General features: G+C 44.9%; 10 protein-coding genes. All 10 read right to left on the bottom strand.

The genetic code is table 11. The features are described 5' to 3' along the window. Nucleotides 1-41 precede the first annotated feature (41 nt). Nucleotides 42-1,070: a PDDEXK nuclease domain-containing protein gene (locus WMO62_RS07170; protein ID WP_002596362.1), complete on the bottom strand. Its 1,029-nt coding sequence runs from the start codon at nucleotides 1,068-1,070 to the stop codon at nucleotides 42-44. Nucleotides 1,071-1,236: 166 nt separating this feature from the next. Next, complete coding sequence (locus WMO62_RS07165; RefSeq protein WP_435390468.1) at nucleotides 1,237-9,936, bottom strand: helicase-like domain-containing protein; 8,700 nt, start codon at nucleotides 9,934-9,936, stop codon at nucleotides 1,237-1,239. A 42-nt stretch (nucleotides 9,937-9,978) separates the two neighbouring features. Further along, nucleotides 9,979-10,341: a helix-turn-helix domain-containing protein gene (locus WMO62_RS07155; protein WP_002596360.1), complete on the bottom strand. Its 363-nt coding sequence runs from the start codon at nucleotides 10,339-10,341 to the stop codon at nucleotides 9,979-9,981. Nucleotides 10,342-10,356: 15 nt separating this feature from the next. Next, nucleotides 10,357-12,456, bottom strand: a complete 2,100-nt coding sequence (locus WMO62_RS07150) for a type IA DNA topoisomerase (RefSeq protein ID WP_014081130.1) — start codon at nucleotides 12,454-12,456, stop codon at nucleotides 10,357-10,359. 3 nt (nucleotides 12,457-12,459) lie between these two features. Then, complete coding sequence (locus WMO62_RS07145) at nucleotides 12,460-14,184, bottom strand: CD1107 family mobile element protein (RefSeq protein WP_002596358.1); 1,725 nt, start codon at nucleotides 14,182-14,184, stop codon at nucleotides 12,460-12,462. Next, nucleotides 14,159-14,443 (bottom strand): hypothetical protein, encoded by a 285-nt coding sequence (locus WMO62_RS07140; protein ID WP_002596357.1) that lies wholly within the window; start codon nucleotides 14,441-14,443, stop codon nucleotides 14,159-14,161. Before WMO62_RS07140 ends, WMO62_RS07145 begins: the two co-directional genes overlap by 26 nt. A gap of 21 nt (nucleotides 14,444-14,464) precedes the next feature. Then, a complete protein-coding gene (locus WMO62_RS07135) occupies nucleotides 14,465-17,053 on the bottom strand; it encodes a CD1108 family mobile element protein (protein WP_002596356.1) in 2,589 nt (862 codons plus the stop codon). Further along, complete coding sequence (locus tag WMO62_RS07130; protein WP_418536083.1) at nucleotides 17,053-19,395, bottom strand: VirB4-like conjugal transfer ATPase, CD1110 family; 2,343 nt, start codon at nucleotides 19,393-19,395, stop codon at nucleotides 17,053-17,055. The genes WMO62_RS07135 and WMO62_RS07130 overlap by 1 nt, the downstream gene beginning before the upstream one ends. Nucleotides 19,396-19,462: 67 nt before the next feature. Then, nucleotides 19,463-19,858: a PrgI family protein gene (locus WMO62_RS07125; RefSeq protein ID WP_002596354.1), complete on the bottom strand. Its 396-nt coding sequence runs from the start codon at nucleotides 19,856-19,858 to the stop codon at nucleotides 19,463-19,465. Between the two features lie 63 nt (nucleotides 19,859-19,921). Further along, the gene (locus tag WMO62_RS07120; RefSeq protein ID WP_038259682.1) at nucleotides 19,922-20,794 is read right to left on the bottom strand and encodes a VirB6/TrbL-like conjugal transfer protein, CD1112 family; all 873 of its coding nucleotides are present in this window, start codon (nucleotides 20,792-20,794) and stop codon (nucleotides 19,922-19,924) included. Between the last annotated feature and the right edge of the window lie 3 nt (nucleotides 20,795-20,797).

Raw genomic sequence — 20,797 nt, 5'->3', positions numbered from 1 at the left:
TATGCCTATTCAATTTGCATCTTTTTTAGATTGCTTTTTTATTACTCTTCTTTCTTTTCTGTATCCTTCTCTAAAATATTGTTCACTAATTTTTGGAGTTCATTGCGATTTGGCAGATACAATTCATATTTTGAAACAAATAAATTGCTGTCCATACCGTAAGTTGCATATTCTACAAGCAGTTCATCTTTGTTATGACTCAGGATAATGCCAATCGGTGGGTTATCATCTGCCATATTTTCTTCTTTTGCGAAATACCCCATATACATATTCATCTGACCGATGTCTATATGCTGGACGGAATTTTTCTTTAAATCAATCAGCACAAAGCATTTCAAAATTCTGTGGTAAAATACCAAGTCCACATGGTAATGAATATTGTTTACAGTTAAGGGATACTGCCTGCCCACAAAGGTAAATCCTTTTCCTAATTCCAACAAGAATTTTTGGAGATTATCTATTATTTTCTGCTCCAAGTCTTCCTCACTATAACGCTCTTTCTCCGGAAGTCCCAAAAATTCTAATGTGTAAGTATCCTTGATAACATCCTCTGGCTTGTCATAAGTAATTCCCTCTCTGGCAAGTGCCAGAATTCCTTCTTTATCTCTGCTTGTAGCTAATCTAAGAAACAAAGCGGAATCCATCTGTCGCCTGAGTGTTCTTACATCCCACTTTTCCTTATAACATTCTTTTTCGTAAAAACTTCTTTCTAATTCATCATCAATCTTTATCAGCTCACAAATATGCGACCATGTCAATTTGTCAGACACCGTCTGACAATTCTCATAACAAAGATAAAACTTCCGCATATTGTTGAGGTTTGGGCGGCTGTATCCTCGTCCCAATCGCAAAGTTAATTGATGCGAGAGTGTTGTTAATAATTTTGAACCGTATGCTGCTTTAACATTTCCATCCTGCTCAAACTCAACAATATATTTTCCGATTTTCCAATACGTCTCTGTAATTACACTGTTTACTTTTTCAGCTATCTCTTTTTTGGCATTTGAAACTGCTGTTTCAATCTCATCCACCAATGGCTGAAGCATATTTGTCTGCTCTAAATCATTCATAATATATCCTTTCCGAATTTGTCAGACAGTGTCTGACAAATTCAATTTCCATTTTTATGTATTACGTTGTCTCCATTTCTCTTTAGCTTTTTCCAAATCGCTCTATCACTATATTTCCCTTGAACTAATATTATATTTCATATTTGCATAAAAAGAAATATAATAATTACAAATACTCCTCCTTCCCCTTATCTCTTTGCACGGAATTTTCTATATTATTCCCCGCAGCCTTTACTTTCATAGTCTCAAGCTTTTCTTTCAAGGATACCCTCTGTGCCGGCTTATCCGCCATCGCTGCTGTGAGCCTCATTCCCTGCGGATTTCCATTCTCCACAGCATAATTATGTCGGGTATTTTCTATGGGATACGGTTTTCTGGTATCTGCCACCTGCTCAGTACCCAGTTCCGATTTATCATCTTCCATACCTATTCCGTCATCTCCCTTTTCGTCCATATTGAGCAGGGCATTTAAGGCAGAAAGGCGGTCTAACTTCTCTGAAAGCTCTGCTTCCTGTGCAAATGGCTTTGTAACCTCTACCTTCGCTGTTTCAAGCTGACGCTCCACATTCTCCAGCTTTGTGGATGCTTCTGCCAGTTCCTTTGTCATGGCTTCCAACGCATGGTTGATACGGGAAATGTTACCCAGCGGGTCAACACCAATCTCCAGATTATGACTGAGCTGTCCTTTGATGTTCATAACGAATTTATGGTTAAAGGAATCAAAGGACACCGCCATTTTAAAGCCTGCATACTCTCCAATGACTGCCGGAGCATTAACGCTCTTGATTTCTTTGCACATCTCCACAAGTGCAGTTCCGGCTTCTTTTTTATCCGTATAGACCTTATTCCCGACCCTCATAGAGAAAAACTCCTTATCTGCTGGGAGATTGGTTTTTGCAGTCTGAATATCTGCCTGCAAGCCACTGATACGCTCCTTCAGAATGGTTATCTGCTGTGGATAATGCTTTGCAATGTTGTCCTCCAGACGGTATTTCTGACTGGTGTGGTTGGCTTTCATCAGTTTCAGCTTGCTGACCTGAATATCCAAATCCATCTTTTCTTTTATATAGGGATTCCCCGTTGCCAGAGCCTTAACCTCTGCATAAGAAAGTGCTGCTTCGTCCACATCCTCACAACTTCGCACCGGAGATTTGCTTGTCATAATCTGACCGATAAATTTCTGCTTATTCTCGATAAGCTGCCATGAGTAGCTGTCAAATGTTCCCTCTGTCACATACCGGAAAATCTTAACCTTTGGATTCCTGTTGCCCTGCCGCAAAATACGCCCCTCCTGCTGTTCAATATCAGACGGACGCCACGGTACATCGAGGTGGTGCAGAGCAATCAGTCTGTCCTGCACGTTTGTCCCGGCTCCCATTTTTGCAGTAGAACCCAATAAAAAACGAACCTGTCCGCTTCTTACCTTACTGAACAGCTCCGCTTTCCTAAGCTCCGTATTTGCCTGATGTATAAAGGCGATTTCTTCTGCGGGAACACCTTTTTCCATCAGTTTATTTCTTATATCCTCATAGACATTAAATGTACCATCTCCTTTCGGTGTCGATAAATCACAGAAAATAAGCTGTGCTGATTTCTCCCCTTTGGTATCTTCCCAAATCTCAAATGCCTTATCCACACAGGTTTTTGCTTTGGAATGTTCCTCATCGGGGAGCATATCGTTGATCAGACGCTGGTCGAGTGCCAGTTTTCTTCCATCGTTGGTAATCTTGAGCATATTATCCTGATGCGGCTCTACCAGTCTGTTACGCACTGCCTCCGCCCGATCTGCCAGCGATGTTACCATCTCTTTCTGATATTCGCTGGGTTTCAGCACCACGTTCTCATATTCTGCTTCCGGCACAGGCAGCTTTAACATATCCGGTGTCTGGATATCCGCACTCTCCTTGAAAAGTGCAATCAGCTCCGGCAGATTGAAGAATTTTGCAAATCTTGTCTTTGCCCGGTATCCTGTTCCCTCCGGTGCCAGCTCAATGGCGGTCTGTGTTTCTCCAAAAGAAGCTGCCCAACTGTCAAAATGCCCTAATCCCATCTTCTGAAGCGTACCATACTGAAGATACCGCATATTGGTGTAAAGCTCCGTCATACTGTTGCTGATCGGCGTACCCGTAGCAAACGTAATGCCCTTTCCGCCAGTCAGCTCATCAAGGTACTGGCACTTAGCAAACATATCGGAGGACTTCTGTGCTTCCGTCTGTGCAATGCCCGCCACATTCCGCATTTTCGTGTATAGAAAAAGGTTCTTATAATTGTGACTTTCATCTACAAACAGCCTGTCCACACCTAACTGCTCAAAGGTTACAACATTATCTTTCCGGGAAGTATCGTTGAGTTTTTCCAGTCTTGTCATAAGGGATTTTCTGGACTTTTCCATCTGCTTAATGGTGTAACGCTCCCCGTTATCTGCTTTCGCCTGCTCTATGGCAAGCTCAATCTCATCAATCTGTCTTTCGATAATGCCTATCTGTCTTTCCTGCGACAACGGGATTTTTTCAAACTGGCTATGCCCGATAATGACAGCATCATAATCTCCGGTGGCGATTCTGGAACAGAATTTCTTCCGGTTGGCTGGCTCAAAATCTTTCTTCGTTGCCGCTAAAATATTTGCTCCGGGATATAACCGCAAAAAGTCACTCGCCCACTGTTCCGTCAAATGATTGGGAACAACGAACAGGCTCTTTTGGCATAACCCTAACCGCTTGCTTTCCATTGCTGCAGCAATCATTTCAAAAGTCTTTCCTGCTCCCACACAATGAGCAAGCAGGGTATTGTCCCCGTAAAGCTGGTGTGCCACCGCATTTAACTGGTGCGGTCTAAGGTCGATGTCCGGTGTCATGCCAGGGAATTTCAAATGGGAACCGTCATATTCTCTTGGTCTGGTAGAATTAAAGAGCTTGTTATATTTCGCCACCAAGTCCTGTCTACGTTCCTGATCTTCAAATACCCAGTTCTTAAAGGCTTCCCGGACTGCCTCCTGTTTCTGACTGGCAATCATGGTTTCCTTTTTATTCAGGACTCTCGTTTCCTTTCCGTCCTCTATCACGGTATCGTACACCCGGCTGTCCTTTAAATTCAGAGAATCCTCTAAAATCTGATAAGCATTTCTCCGGTTTGTACCATAAGTCATATTTACAAGACTGTTTCCGTAATCCGCACTTTTTCCTTTTACATTCCACTGTCCTGTCACATCGGAATACTGAATCCCCATTGTATTCCGGTTGAAGAGATGCTGCGGTGTTTCAAAAACATCACGCATGAAATCTTCAATATATTTCGGTTCAACCCATGTGGCACCGATACGCACCTCAATCTCGCTGGCATCCAGTTCTGTGGGCTGCACCTTTGTAAGTGCCTGCACATTTATGTTGTATTCCGGGTGGTTTTCGGCGTAAATCTTCGCTGTTTGCAACTTATCCCGGACATTGCCGCTTAAATACTCGTCCGCTGCTTCCCACCTGTCTGTGACCGGATTCTGAAAGATAATGCCCGTCAGTTCTTCTTTGATTGTATCAATCTCTTTTCCGGTCAGCTCCGCCATATAAGAAAGGTCAACTTTTGCTTTTTCTGATAAAGATACTGCCAGAGCTTCCGTTGCTGTATCCACGCTTGTAACCACTTCCGCTTTCTTAATGGTACGTTTCGTGAACATATCCGCTTTGCCTTTGAAATTTCCCTCGTCATCCAGCTTTTCCAGAGAACATAACAGACAATAGCTGCTGTCCTGATTAAAGGCTCTTTTGTTGGTCTGGGAATTGATTAAACCGTATTTTCTGCTGAACGTATCATAAAGGGTATTCAATTCTTTCTGCTTTTCCTTAATCACAGTATCCGGATATTCTTCCAACTGCAAATTGATAAGCTCTTGCGTACAGTTTCGGATTCCTACCATGCCTTTTATGCGTTCCTGCATGGATTCTGACATATCCACAGGCTTCATAATGGAATTTTCACGGTAATATACCTTATCTTCCACCAGTGTGTAGCTGTAATTCTTTACGTCCGGGTCTGCCGGAATGGTGGCATCTGCCAGCTCATCCGCAAGCTCGTCCGTCTCCACTGCTTCGATTTCCCCGTCAATCCGGCTGACCGCATCCATTAACTGCTCTGCAAACGGTCTTGTGGCATCCGGTTGGCAGGTGCTTTCCATGCCATAGGGACCGCTGACCATTTCCATCTTCCCAACAATCATTTCCGGGTGTTCCGCAAAGTAGGTATTCATGGCGATACCGTTTGCATCTTCTGATAAATGTACCCAATCCGGTTCTATGTCCATCACACGGTCACGCTTCTTAAAAAACAAAATATCCGAAGTGACTTCTGTCCCTGCATTTTCCTTAAATGCTGTATTCGGAAGTCTGACCGCCCCCATAAGCTCCGCTCGCTGAGCCAGATACTTTCTGACCTCCGGACTTTTTTTATCCATTGTTCCCTTACTGGTAACAAAAGCAACCACACCGCCGGGACGGACTTTATCTAATGTCTTTGCAAAGAAATAATCATGAATCAGGAAATTATTTTTATCATATTGTTTATCCGCTACCTTATACTGTCCGAATGGCACGTTGCCGACTGCTACATCAAAAAAATCATTCGGATAGTCTGTTTTTTCAAAACCGGATATTTTAATATCCGCTTTCGGATAGAGCTGTCTTGCAATCCTGCCCGTAATACCATCCAGCTCCACACCATAAAGTCGGCTTTCCTGCATCTTCTCCGGCAGCATTCCGAAGAAATTTCCGATACCCATTGCAGGCTCTAATACATTCCCCTTTTCAAATCCCATACGGTCTAAGGTATCATAAATACTGCGGATAATGGCAGGACTGGTATAGTGGGCATTTAAGGTGCTTTCCCTTGCAGAAGCGTACTCCTGCGACGATAACAATTCCTTTAACTGCTGATATTCTCCCGCCCATGCAGATTTGCTTTCATCAAAGGCATCGGCAAGCCCGCCCCAGCCAACATACTGTGATAAAATCTGCTGTTCCGACCGTGTGGCGATACGGTTCTCGCTCTCCACCTTTTCCAAAGTACGGATTGCTTCTATATTTCGTCGGAATTTCTCTTTCGCACTGCCTGCTCCTAACGCATCGTCTGTAATGTGGAAATTGACCGCATTGGATTTATCAATCTTTGGTGCAGGCTGCTTCACAGGCTTTTCTATGGCAGGTTCTTCCACTGACTTTTGGACATCGTGTCCAGAAGTGTCCGGTTCCATGCTTTGCAGATAGTGTTCCGCTTCCTCTTTTGTTTCAAAGGTGGGAATTGTACCGTCCTCTTTTATATAATAATCTTCCCTGCCATGATCCCATACTGCAAAATCCTGTCCCGGCTCAAAGGCATCGCTGGTTTCCTCAACTGAGAATCGTGATTCTGTTTCCGCTACATCTTCCGTTCCTTCAATGCGTGAAAATACCTCCGCTTCGTGTCGGTCTATATCTTCCATTGCAATGAGATTCAAATAATCGTTTTCAATTTCTTCCCTGCTCGGTTTGTAATCATATTCAAAATGGACATTTTCGTTTATGAGTACGTAAAAGAACGCATTGTCCTGCATGGAATTTCCAAGCACATAGTTATTTTCTTCCGACTTCCATTCATCAATCTTTAAACACAACTGCCCGTCAATGGTAATCTGCTGTGCCGCAATCTCCTTTTCCTGCTCCATATACCGTCTTGTCTGATTGATAAATCCATTTAAGACCGCCGGATGGGAAGAAACAATCAAATCACGGTTCTCATACTTGGCATACGGTTCTATTTCTTTTGCCCATGCCTTATTGTCGGGAGAAAATCTGCCATCGTGCGTCAGGTGCATGACAGTATTGGCAAGTACATAGCTGACACGCTCGCTACCATATTTTCGGATTACTTCATCCGGTGTATCTTTCGGCAGACGATACCCGTCAAATTTTTCCGAAATCGTCCGTTCAATGGCTTCTTTACAGGCAACCTTCGTTTTCCGTTCTATTACCGCCTGTGCTTTTTCCAGCGCTTTCTGTGCTTCTTCCTCTTTGTACCGGGCATAGGCTTCTTTCCCTGCCGGAGATAAATACTTATCTTCCGCCACCAGCTTTCGGATACGCTTTTCGACTACTTTCCAAGACAGCAGCACTTTCGCATAAGGTTCGCAGATATTTCCCTTTTTTAATTCAATCCCTTTAAAGTTGTGGTCTTGCCAGCTATGGTCTGCTCCGGCAAGTGCATGAGAGCCGCCTCCAATGCCATATTCTTTTTTCAGAAATTCCGCTGCTTCTTTGCTGTCATGCTTTTCCTGAAAATAATCATAGATGCGGAAAGAACCATGTGAATATCCACTTCCCCTGCCAAGATTATGGTCTATCTCGTCCTGAGTAATAAAATCCTCCCTCTTTATTTCCACATGGTCTGCGGTTGGAAAGATTTGTTTTTCTATCAGCAGATTGTCAAGTTCCTCCCGCAGCTCCTCTTTTGGCATAACTGAACGGAAACGTAGCTTTTTCTCTCCGGTTTCAAGCTGATGAAGTGCCTGATCCATGTGGGAAGCCACAAGCTCAACTCCTTCTTTTGTAGAAAGGTATTCTATCATTCTTGCATGAGCCTCCGGATAATTTCCTGCTTTTAGCCCAAGCTCCTCCGGCAGTTCTCCCATGCCATCCCGGAAAAAGAAAAAGAGATGCCCTGCAATCCGGTCACGTTCTGCTTCGTCAGTCAGATAAGCTTCATTTGCTCCCATATAGGTACCGTTTACTACCTGTGAGCGGATTTTTGCTTCCACCTCCTGCCAGTTCATCTGAAGCACCGGACGCTCTGTCGATGTGCCATATCCGACACGCATCCCATCCTCATTGAACCATACCGCTAACTGCTTTCCGTCAAATTCAAAGCCCTTTCCGGTTGTTCCATACTCTTTCTGTAAGAAAGCAGCCATCTCCTCCGGTGTCTTTCCCTGCTGATATTTGGTGTAGATACGCTTTCTGCTGTTATCCCTGCCTCCGCCGCTCCGCAGAATATCCGCTATCTGCTCCGGCGGTATCTTTGTTTCTGACCGTATCGGTGTCACTGTTTCCGCCTGTTTCATGGCAAGATTGCCAGCCTGCTCCGTAAACATGGAAAATAAGTCAAGCTGCTGGTACATTCCCGCTGTTTCAATCCGCTCTGCGGTTTCTCCTGGAAGAAGATATACTCCGTCCTCCATATAGGAATTGACAAGAAAACGTGCTTCCTCCCATGACAGCCTGCTTTCCGCTTCACGGGTCAGATAATTGCCTTTCCATAAGGTAATACCGTCCTCATCGGCACGGTAGCCGCCCCGCATTTCCCCGATATTGAACTCGGTGTATTCTTCCATGCGGAACGAATTTCTCAGATAATCCGCCTGAATCTTTGCATCCTGCTCTATCTGAAAATACCCAGCTATTTCCGGTCTTTTATGCTTCAGGAACTCATCACTGCATAAAATACCACGCTGTAAGTCCTCCCCCTGCTCTGTTTCAGACAGCTTCGGAAAAAAAGAACCGGATAATGAATGTTCTCCACTATCCGGTTCTGGTATTTCTTCTTCCTGTATGTCATTTTCTAACTGTAAATCAGTTCCGTCAGCACGATCTCCTCCGCTGAATGTCTGATGTTGTTCATCTTCGCTACCCACTTCATCTGATCGGCTGCTTTCAGTTCCTCGTTCACTCCCTCTGCTTTCGCCATCTGTTCGCTCAGGGCTTCCATTCTCTGCTCTGCCTGCTCCTGTATCTCCAGACAGTGTGCTTTCAGCTCGCCCGCCAGTATCATGCCCTGATAAATCCCTTTCCGGTGTTCCTGTAAGAAGTTCTTCCGCATCATACCGTACTTCGTCAGCGTTCCCTCCGGTTCCTCGTTCGCTGTCAGGTTCGGAATCAGATAATCCCCGTTCTTTTCGTATGTCAGTTTCATGTGCCGCATCCTCCTTTTTGCTCTGTATTTCTATCTCCTGATTGTTTTGTAGCTCCTTTTCGCTTTCACGCTTTAAAGCATTATAGTCTGTATCTGCTTCATTTGCAAGCACTTTCTCCGTATTTTCCAAAGAAGTTTGTGTGCGTCCTGCATTAGCTTTTTCCTGTGCCTTCCTGCGGGCAATCTGGCGGTCATACGCTCCTATGGTTCTGCCTATCTCCATTAAAAGCGGCTTGCACATATCTGTGGTGGCTGTACCAACAACAGACAGGGTTTTCATCGTATTAAAGTCGCTGATATATTCAAATCCCTGCTCGTCTTTCCACAGTTCCATATCTGCACCGCATCGTGACAGTATGGTGTAAGCAATACTGGAAGAAAGCGTATCACGAAGCCTGACACCTACATTTAACTCGTCCAGTTCCTCTAAAAAGCTGCCCTCTTTCACATATTCGATTTCCGGCAGAAGTTCTTCATAATAATCCAAAGCAATCCGATTGGATATTTCCATTATCCGCTGTTCAAAGGAGCTGTTTTTATCCGTTTCTCCGTATGTCTTTTCAAGCTGTGCCAGGACTGTTTCTTTATGCTCCTCACGCAACTCCCACAAATTCGGATCACGTCCTATCCGCCTTGCCTTATGTACGTCGGACACATCGAAAACATATTTCAATCTTGTATAGGAATTTTCCGTATCCAGCAGGGCAATTCCCTTTGCTCCACGGTTTACCCAGCAATTCATCTTCTCATTCCATAGTTCAAGGGACGCACAGGCTGTTGCATCCGGTCGTTGTGCAAAAATAAGTATCTGTTCATTGAACGGATATTTATAAAGCCTTGCAGCGGTAGTCAGATACCTTGTCCACTCCTGCCCGTTTTTCGCTATCTCTTTTGCGGTATCCTCCGCCAGATAGGAAATCATCTGATATTTTGTTACCATAAGCATTCCTCCAAAATGACGGAGGGGATAACCCCCGCCGCCTTATTCATAAAAACCGTGTTCTTCGATACCGTTTTCCAGAATTGTGCCAATCAGCTCCTCCAATTCCATCTCCTTCAGCTCGCTGATCACAATGAGCTTTGCAAGGATATCTTTTTCCACCGGAACGACATAGCTTTCTTCATCAGGGCAAAGCTCCCGTACACAAATCTCCAGTCCGTCTGCAATTTTGCAGAGCGTACTTATATCTGCTTCCCGGATACCTGCCAGAATATCCATCAATACATCTTCCCTGACACCGCACCGCAAAGAAAGTTCTGGAATATCCATATCCTGCTCTTTCATAATGTTTAAAATTTTATCTCCGGTGCTGTAAACAACGGTCTTTTTCATTTCTGTATTCATTTTTCTGTCTCCTTTTCACTTGCTTTTTCTCGGTGGAAATTCCATCTTGAATTTGTACTGCGAACCTTTGATTTCCTTTCCGTCTTTGATATAAGAATAATCCTCAATTCCCTCCGGAATCAGGTACGCATCGTAGCTTCCCTTTTTCCCTTTTAATCCTCTCACAAGGGTCTTTTTCCCTTCAAGCAGACTTTTCATCTGTGTATCGGAAAACGTTGCTCCCATTGCCCTACCCACATTCATGCCGCATTTTTGTTTGCAGTAAGCACCGAATTTTCCTTTTACTACATCGCTGCCGCATTTCGGGCATTTTCCAAGCACTTCCTGCATCGTTCCAAACAAAGACTTCTGATCGTCACTGATACTGTGGTAGGTTTGCACCAGCTCCCGCACCATATCTTCAATGCCATCCATGAACTCCTGCATGGTGTATTCGCCTTTTTCAACCAAAGTCAGCGTATTCTCCCAATCTGCTGTAAGCTTCGGGGATTTTACCATATCCGGCAGAACAGTAATGAGCTTCATCCCGTCCTCGGTGGGAAGCATCTGCTTTTTCTCCCGTTTCACAAAACCGTCTTTGACCAGCTTTTCAATAATGTCAGCTCTGGTGGCAGGTGTGCCAAGTCCTTTGCGTTCCACCTCATCGCCCATATCCTCTGCTCCGGCACGTTCCATCGCAGAAAGCAGGCTGTCCTCGGTAAAATGTTTGGGAGGCTGCGTGAAATGCTCTGTTACCTTTGTCTGGATAACTGGAAACGTCATGCCTTCAGAAAGCTCCGGCAGTTTCTTCTCTTCCTTATCCTCATCTGTTTTTTCTACCCGGTAGGTACGTTTCAATGCTGCTTCAAATTCTTTCCACCCGTTCTGCAGAACCGTTTTTCCGGATACATGAAAGCTGTAACCACCGCAGGAAAACTCTGCTTTTACCGTTTCATACAACTGCTTTTTCCCGGTTGCACATAACAGACGATTAGCGACAAGGGATAAGATTTTCATTTCTCCCTCCGGCACAGCGGAAAGGTCTGTCTTTGTAATTTCTATGGTGGGAATAATTGCATGGTGGTCGGTCACTTTTTTACTGTTCAACACTCTTTTTATATCCGGCTCTGCTCCGGTCTGTTCCTCAAAGAGAATCGCCTGATAAACTGCCCCGATTACCGCTTTTGCAGTTTCTTCCATATCATCGGATAAATACTGGCTGTCCGTTCTCGGATAAGTGACCAGCTTTTTCTCATAAAGGCTCTGGGTGTACTCCAATGTCTGCTTTGCAGTAAAACCAAAGATACGGTTGGCATCCCGCTGAAGCGTGGTAAGGTCATAAAGTTTTGGTGGTGCAACGCTTTTATTTTCCTTTATAACGGAACGAACCACTCCACTCTGACTTTCACACGCTGCAGCAATACTTTCTGCCCTTGCCTTATCGTCAATCCGTTCTGTCATGGCATCTATCCCATCCATCAGAATATGAGCCATGTAATACTGCTCTTTTTCAAAATTCATAATCTTCACTTCACGGTCTACCAGCATGGCAAGGGTGGGCGTCTGTACTCTGCCCACCTTTAATACCTTTCCGCCATACAGTACAGTAAATAATCTCGTACCATTTAATCCCACCAGCCAGTCTGCCTGCTGTCTGCAAAGTGCAGACTGGTACAGGCTGTCATAATCGCTTCCCGGCTTTAAGTTTTCAAACCCGTCACGGATTGCACTCTCCTCCATTGATGAAATCCACAGGCGTTTCATTGGTTTCCGGCAGCCTGCCTGTTCATATACCAGACGGAAGATAAGTTCTCCCTCCCGTCCGGCATCGGTGGCACACACCACACTTTCAACTCTTGTATCGTGCATCAGATTTTTCAAGATTTTATACTGCGTTGCTGTTTCCTTTTTCACTTCATGCTGCCACTGCTCCGGTATCATGGGCAGGCTCTCATAGCTCCATTTTTTCCATGCTTCTGAATACATCTCCGGCTGTGCCAGCTCTACCAGATGTCCTACACACCATGAAACGAGAAATCCGTTTCCCTCCATGTAACCGTCTTTTCTCTCTTTCGCCCCGATCACATGGGAAATTGCCTGTGCTACGCTGGGCTTCTCTGTAACCACCAACTGCATACCTTATTCCTCCTGTTCGTCAAAGAAATCTTCTTCCGTATCTTCCTCCGATTCCTCATCTTCGTTTTCATACTCCTCGTTATCTTCCTCATCTTCATCTTCGTCCTCGATAAAGTCCTCTTTTTTCTTGCGGACAACCTTAAAATAATAAGCAGCTCCGATAACGATTAAGGCAAGACTACCAATCAGCACATACGAAATCATCGGATTCGGTGCTTCTTTCACTTCCGGCTCCGGTTCGGTTTCCTCTGTATTTCCCGTACTCTCTGCACCTTCCGTACCTTTTTCTGTTTCCGTTTCCTTTCCCTCTGTATCTGCCTGCTCTCCGTTGTTGTTTGGCAATGCACTCTCCCCATTCGGAATTGCAGATTCCAACGCAGCGGAATTTTTCGGCAAGGTTTCACTGTTATCGGAAGTTGCATTTAACAGGTCATTTTCCGTAACCTCAGTCAAAAAATATACCATTTCTTCCTCTCCGTCCCGGTCAATAATCAGATAGAAAACTTTCTCCGTGGCGGTCTGAATAGTATAAAACTCCTTGCCCTGACCGGATTTTTCCGTACTTTCTGTTTTCCCGCTTTCTGCCTCCGCAGCTTCTTTCATTGCCTGCTTTTTCTGTTCGGCAGGACTTGTCTGTGATGTGGTATTTCCGTTACTGTCTGTTTTGGTATGCTCCGTCACGGTTCCCGTAGCACTCCCCGGTTTCGTCGGGGTCGCACTCTCCGGGAGCTGCTCCGCCGGATTCCCATCACTGGTATCGGCAGGGTCTTTATAGTACGGATTTTTCGTTTTATAAACCTCAGACATATTTCCGGCATTGTCCATTGCAGAAATGGTAAAATACTCATACCCTGCGTCAAACTGCTGGAGGCGGATATTTAACGTACCGCCCGTCAGATCTGTAAACTCATATCCATTGACATATACCGCCTTTGCACCGGAATCCGTATCATGTACCTGTATGCTTAAAAGCCCGTCACTGACTGCCGCATTTAAGGTCGGCTTTACGGTATCAAAGCACTTTATGGCACGGTTCTTCTCATAGGTATTGCCTTTCTGGTCTGTGACAAGCACATACACGGTACAGTTCTCGGAAATCCTTAATTTCTTTTCCTCCGTCACATCTGTCCAGCTTCCATTCTGCCCTACCTTTGCCTCTATCTTTGCGATTTCAAAATTCCCCGTATCTGCGGTATCTTTTACACTGAAAGAAACGGAAACAATGTCATTATGCCACTCCTCCGGCTGTCTGATTTTGATACTCACATTCGGTTTTTTATAGGTACAGAGCTTATAATCTGTGACGCAGACGGGACAGTTTTTGTCATACTCATACGCACCGCATTGATCTTCGCAATTACATACCGGCTCCGGTTTATCATTTCCCGATACAGTGCCATCCCCGGTGCTTTCATCGGTACTGCCTTCTGTATTCTCTTCGGTGCCGCCTTCGGTGCTTCCCTCCGTGCTGCCCTCCGTAGTTTCTTCCGTGCTTCCCTCGGTACTGTTTTCTGTATTTTCCTCCGTACTGACATCAGTTTCACTTTCGCCGGGTGTCTGCTCCGTACTTTCCTCCGGTTTGGATTCTTCGGTTTCTTTTGTTTCTTCGGCAAAAGCGCTGATTGCGTAGTTCCCATTTACAGAAAACGCTACCGCAGGCATGGTAAATAGCACAGCGGACAATATCAGTGATATAACTGCCTTAGATGATAACTTCCTGTTCTTCATGGCTGTAAGCCTCCCTTTCTTCTGATTGTGCTGCTTCTTTCTGCTCTTTTTCTTTCAGCAGACGCATAATTTCTTCTTCGCTGACCTTGTTTAACAGAATCAGCCGATCCAGAGAGATTTTATTCTTTTCAATGAATTTCATCTTCTCCGCATCCTCTGCCATCTGAAGCTGTTCCGCCAAATCCCTCTCCCTCGCCTGCAATCCCGCAAGCTGTTCCCGGACTTTGGAAAGCTCCTTTACAATTCTCTCTTTCGTCATCGTTCCTCACTTCCTGTTATTTTAATTTCCTGATAATCTTCCAAACGCATAAAAATGGCTCTGCCAATAGGACGAATTGATTGAAGCGTAACTGATTGGATCTCCGCAATGAATCATGACCCCGTTTCCGCAGTAAATCCCCACATGGCTGACTGGTACGCCCGAATTGTATGTACCTGTAAAAAAGATAATATCCCCCGCCTTTGCATCTGCCGCCGACACAGGCGTACACTGGTTATAAATGCCCTGTGCTGTGGTTCGTGGCAGGTTATGGACACCGCTGTTTGTAAATACCCAGCAGACAAAACCGGAACAGTCAAAGCTGGTGGACGGACTGGAGCCTCCCCATACATAGGGATAGTCTAAATATCTCGCCGCTTCTTCCATAAGTGCCTGCACGGTTGCATCGTCATAGGAATCCGGCGGTATCACATTTCCTCCGCCGCTTCCGCTGCCCGGCGTTTCGCCATACAGCGTATCCGTGCCTGCTTCAAAATAAAAAAGAGGGTTATAATATTCCCCCTGATACAGACATTCGATATGTAAATGACTTCCGGTACTGCTTCCCGTATTCCCTGTTGTTCCGATCACATTTCCATGCGTCACGCTCTGTCCTGCCCGGACATTTAAGGTATCCATGTGGGCATATTTTGTGCAGTAGCCTTTTTCATCTTCAATCACTACATAATTTCCGTAATAGCTGTCATAAGTTGCGGTAGTTACTGTCCCGTCCATCGCCGCATATACGGTTGTTCCGGTAGGTACTGCAATATCTACGCCCCGATGTAACTGTTCCTGCCCTGTGACCGGATTGATACGCCAGCCATAATAACTGCTCACATAGTTGTACCAATATAAATCAAGGGGCTTATAAAACTGCTGTGTCAGCCCGTGGGTCTGGTTATAAAAAGCATAGATTTCTCTCTGCTCCTCATTCATGCGTCCGGCAACTACTACGTTTAAATCTTTTGCTGTCAGGGTCACTTCCAGAATGGTTACGGTATATTCCTCTTCCACTTCATACTCGTATTCCTCTTCTGTTGTTTCCCCCGTAACCGGGTCTGTTACCGTATGAGTGCCTGTTTTTGTTACCGTCCTTGTCCTCGTTTCCTCTGTAGGATTTAGTGTCAACTCATACATTTCATCAAACAGATATTCTATTTCTGCCTGTACCTCACTTGCAGTAAATTCCGTATGGACTGCCGACAGATAGCTGATCAGTGCAAATGGGTCATGCCCGATAGATGCCAGATTATAACGGTACTCATCATAATCCGGATAAGTGGTTTCTATGGCATCAATCTCTGCCTGCAATTCTTTTTCCAGTTCAGAAAAAGCTAAATCTGCCGCATCTATTTCTGCCGGAACGCTCATATAACTTCCTGCCAGCGTGGTACTGATTCCTCCGGCAAACATCGCCCCACAGGAAGATACTGCTGTCATAATCATCACAAGAAGCACCGAAAAGGCTCCTATGGCAAGCAGAAGCGAAACATTTTTTGATGCAATCTCCTGTATCTTTCTGGCTGCCGCTGTAAAAAGATTCCCGGACTTCGCCGCTGTTTCCTTTGCGGCTTTCGCTGTCTGTCCCGCCCGTCTTGCTTTTGCATATTCCCGTTTGATACGCTGCTTTTGCAGTCTTTTCTGCAACTGCTTCTGAATGGTCTTTTCCTGCATTTCCGGATTTTCTTCCAAGAACTTCTGATAACGGAAATTGACCTCTTTCTGCATCTGCTTTTTCTCCAGCTTTGCAGCTTTCGCTCTCCGTCTTTCCGTTTTCCCTTTGTAATGCCCTTTGAAAAAGCGGTAAACATCTTCCCCGCTCTGCTCTGTCTTGTGGGCAGCCTCCACACCGGAATTTTCTTTCTCCACTTCGGCAACCTTACTATGGGCAAAATTAGAAGATTCCATTCCCACCCTGCCAGCCGCTCTTTTTACCGGACTGTCCGGTTTGAATGGTTTCTCTTTTTTTACAGAAGTCAATACATACTTTGTTCTGCCCGTCTTTTCATCAAAAACACGCTCCAGAGAATACTCCGTTTTCTTTGGAATCTTCTTTCTTGCAGCTTCCGTCTTTTTTCTGGCTTTCTCCGCTTTCTTTTGCAGTCGGTCTAACTTTTTGCTTCCATGAAATTCCGGTTCTGCCTCTTCGGTAAAGGTAGTGTCCTTTGTCTGGAAATCCTGTTCAAAATCAAATTGCTTTACTCGCTCCCGGCTCTTTATCTCCCGCCTTTGATACCTGCCCTTTTTCTGTGACGAATGATAGGTGTCCCTGTGGCGGTAGTCATCGCTGGCAATTTTTCTACCCTGCTCCTCTCCGGCTTCCTCCGTAAAAGTGCTGTCCGGCTGCATAAAATCGCTTTTAGACTTCTCTCCGGCTTCTGCTCCCTCGGACTTTTGGACATTCTGTCCAGAAGCATCTGCTTTCTGATACTTCTTTGTATTTTTCGACCTCTGGACATCGTGTCCAGAAGTGGTATCTGCATCTCTCGGCTGATATGCTGCGGATTTTTTACCTTTACCCTCGTTTGCTTTCTTTGGAATTTCTCCGGTAAAGGTTTTTTTCTCCTGTGCAAATGCAGCCGGTTTCTGTTTCTTTTTCTCCGCCACTACTCATTTACCTCCTGCCTTACACTTTCCTCTGGTTTGGTATTCATAACCGCAAAGGTCTTGGTATCTACCGGATATTTATCTACGAACGGAATAACCACGTTGTCAAACAGAATCAGTCCGCACCCCGGCTCGGAATTGGTTACATGGGCAAGCTGTTTTTCTGACAATCCCAGCTTATCTGCAAGGATTGCCTGATCCTTTGCATTTTGATTCAGGAGATATACAAAATCGGAATTGCCGAGGATTCCCTCGATTTCCTCCGACTTCAAAAAATCGCCTACGTTCTGCGTCAGCCCCGTAGGAATACCGCCCCACTTACGGAAACGCTTCCAGATTTCCACCGAATAGATAGCGGTCTGCTTCTCCTTCAGCAAAAGGTGGAACTCATCACAATAATAGCGGGTGGCAATCTTACGCTCCCGGTTCTGCGATACCCTGTTCCAGACCGCATCCTGTACGATTAACATTCCAAGCTCTTTCAACTGGTTTCCCAAGTCCCTGATGTCAAAGCACATGATACGGTTCTGACTGTCTACATTCGTCCTGTGGTTAAAATAATTCTGCGAACCATGCACATATAGCACAAGGGAGTTTGCAATCCGTTCTGCCTTTTTGTTCTTATGCTCTAACAGGGCATTATACAAATCCTCAAGGATAGGCATATTCTCCGGTACGGGATTTTCAAAATAAGCATCGTAAATATGACGGATACATTCGTCAATGATACCTTTCTCATCATTTTCCAGACCGTTCTTTCCTCCGGCAATCAAGTCACACAGAGTAATGATAAAATCGGATTTCAGCTTTAAGGCTTCCTTATCCCCTTTATGGGAAAGCTGAATGTCCATCGGATTTAAATAATCTTTGGAATTGGTTGCCAGCCTTACCACCTGTCCGTGCAATGCTCCCACAAGGGCAAAATACTCGCCCTCCGGATCGCAGACCACAATATCGTCCTTTGTCATCAGGAAACAGGAAAGAATCTCACGCTTTGCACTAAAAGACTTACCACTTCCCGGTGTACCAAGAATCACACCGTTTGGTGTACGAAGCCGTTTCCGGTCTGCCATAATCATGTTGTTGGAAAGGGCATTTAAACCATAATAAATAGCCGGAGCTGGCATAAATAATTCCTGCGTACAGAACGGTACTAAGATAGCGGTACTCTTTGTTGTCAAATCCCGTTCAATTCCCGTATCGTTGCACCCGATTGGTGCCGATGCCATCAGTCCCTGCTCCTGTAAATACTGCATACATCTGAGGTTGCAGTTCGCCTGTTGGATAATGCCGGATACCCTCTGCGTGATATTTTCCAGTTCCCGCTTGTTTCTGCCATAGCAGGTCAGAAGAAATGTCATCTTTACCATTTTCTGATTGCTGCTGTTTAAATCGTCCAAAAGGTCAAGGGTATCTTTTTCATAAGTGATAATGTCCGTTGGAAGAATGTCCATGTCATAACCTGACCTTACCGCCTTTTTCTGCTCTTCAATCTTCATCTTCTGAATATTCGTCAAAGCACCTTTTAGCATCTTAATCGCCTTGACCGGATCCATTGTCTGCATATGCATGGTAATAGTCAGGTTCGCATCCAGATCAAGAAGCTTTTTCAACAACTCATCATCAAACTTCGGGGCAATAATATCCAGATAATGCACACTGCCATACATTTTTCCCGCCTTAAAACGACTCGGATAGCGAAAATCAAATCCCGGCGGAGCGATGTAATCTTTCACACTTTTTCCCGACTCCGCCAGTTCCTTAAAAGAAAAACGGAAAGGCTCCATAGTATCCTGGTTAAAATACTCATGCAGGATACGCAGACGTTCCTTTCCGTCAAGGCTCTTAGCGTGTGTGCCCAGATTAGTCAAATTTTTAATCACATCTGCTTCAATGCTGACAAGTTTTGCCCTTGCCTCCTTAAAGCCTTTACTCTCAATTCCAAAAATCAGATACTTTGATTTGATAATACCGTTATTTCCCTTTGCAGCCTGTTTCTTTAACATCTGCGTGTATTCCTCACGAATATCATCAAAATCATCTGCCTGCAATGGAATGTCAAACTGGTCAATTAAGGTCTGCTCGTTAACCTGTCGGTTGAACAGGAACAGCTCAAATTTAATAGACGGGTCAAAATAATTGATAAGCCTGCTGTATTCCTCCAGTATTTCCCCCTTATCCTCGATTTCCAGCAGGTCATAATTTATATCGTAAAACTCCACCATTTTCGTATAAAAGCCAGAAGTGACCTGACAGATACCGTCCCGGTACATCTTCTGAAAGGTAATGGTCTTCTGTGCTGTGGTGGGCTTTTCTGCGTTTTTATTCGTTCCGGCAAGCATGTGTTTTAACTCCGCAAGCCTTCTCCGCTCCACAAAGGTCAGCCCCGGCTTCGTTTTTCCTTTTTTCTTATGTCTGTCCGGCTTTTCTGCCGCCTGCTTTTTCTTCAAGTTTACGCACCTCCTCTTTTATACGCTCTGTTTCTTCTAATCTTCTGTAAATATTTTCTGATTTGTAGGGACGAATCCCCGGTGTGAGGAATTTCTGCCTTATCATAAAATACAGAATCTTCTCTGCCGGAAATCCGTCCTTCTCATACATTGCCAGAAAGAAAAAAGGCAGCATGACCGCTACCATCAAAAGTGCCGATGCCTGTGTGCCGATAAACCCTTTTGTAAAAATGTAAAAGGGAATCCCTACCGCACCTGCACCGCTGAAGCAAATAAGCTGGCGTTTCGTCAGATTTAACGCTACTTTTGTCTTTATGCCGCTTAAATTCTTTGGCACTGCTACGGATATTGCCATAACATCACAGCCGGAGCTGATACTGCAAGCCCCGGCTGTTCCCTCCTTTCTTTGAAATGTGTTCTAATGAGCATTCCAGATTGATTTCGCAAGGGAACCTGTCTTGAACAGGCTGAAACACAGAACAACGGTATAAGCTGCCACCGACCACAGTGCTGTGTGCAGATTGTCCGCAACCGCAATGCCGGATACCAGCACCGCATAGATTGCCACGCATACCATAATGAAAAATCCCTGAAACGCCAGTGAACACAGTCCCTTGATATAATTGTTGCCGATACCGCCCCATTCCCGGTTACTGAATGTGGCAAAGGGAACCGGAGCTACTGAAATATAAAGGTAGATTTCAATCATTCTCCCGAAAAGCATGACGGTAATAAGCAGGGAGATGATTTTCATACATAAGCTGACAATCATAGTTTCGATACCAAGCCCGATCAGCTCGCCGATGCCCATTGTATCAATCTGACTGTCAAACATGGTTTTTAGGGTATCCGTCACATCAATGGTAGTGGAACCCGAAACAATACCGCCTGCTCTGGTCACGATATGGTTTCCCACATCAAAAATCGCCATTGTGATGTCAAAGGTGTAGCTGAGAAGCAGCACAGCGATACAGGCTTTGATAAGGTAACGGAAAAAGAACTCGCTTCCTACTTCATGCATATTGTTCTTATCCATGACCATTGTAATCAGCTCATAGCAGAGTATCGCACTGATGATCATGCCCGCTATGGGTATCATCACATTTTCCGAAAGGTTCTCTATCATAGAAAACACTCCGCTGTTCCATGAACTGGGTGTCCTGCCGACTTCCCCTGCGATTGTTCCGACCTTATCATTCACATCTGTAAACATCGTAGTAAGGTTGTCCATGACCCACCCTTGCAGTATTTCCTTTATAAATTCAGTTATCTTGTCGAGAATCGCTCCCATGAC

This window comes from Hominiventricola aquisgranensis, from assembly GCF_040096225.1.
Taxonomy (GTDB): domain Bacteria; phylum Bacillota; class Clostridia; order Lachnospirales; family Lachnospiraceae; genus Hominiventricola; species Hominiventricola aquisgranensis.
Note: the sequence above shows the minus strand (reverse complement) of the source record. Positions and strands in the feature narration are given on the sequence as shown.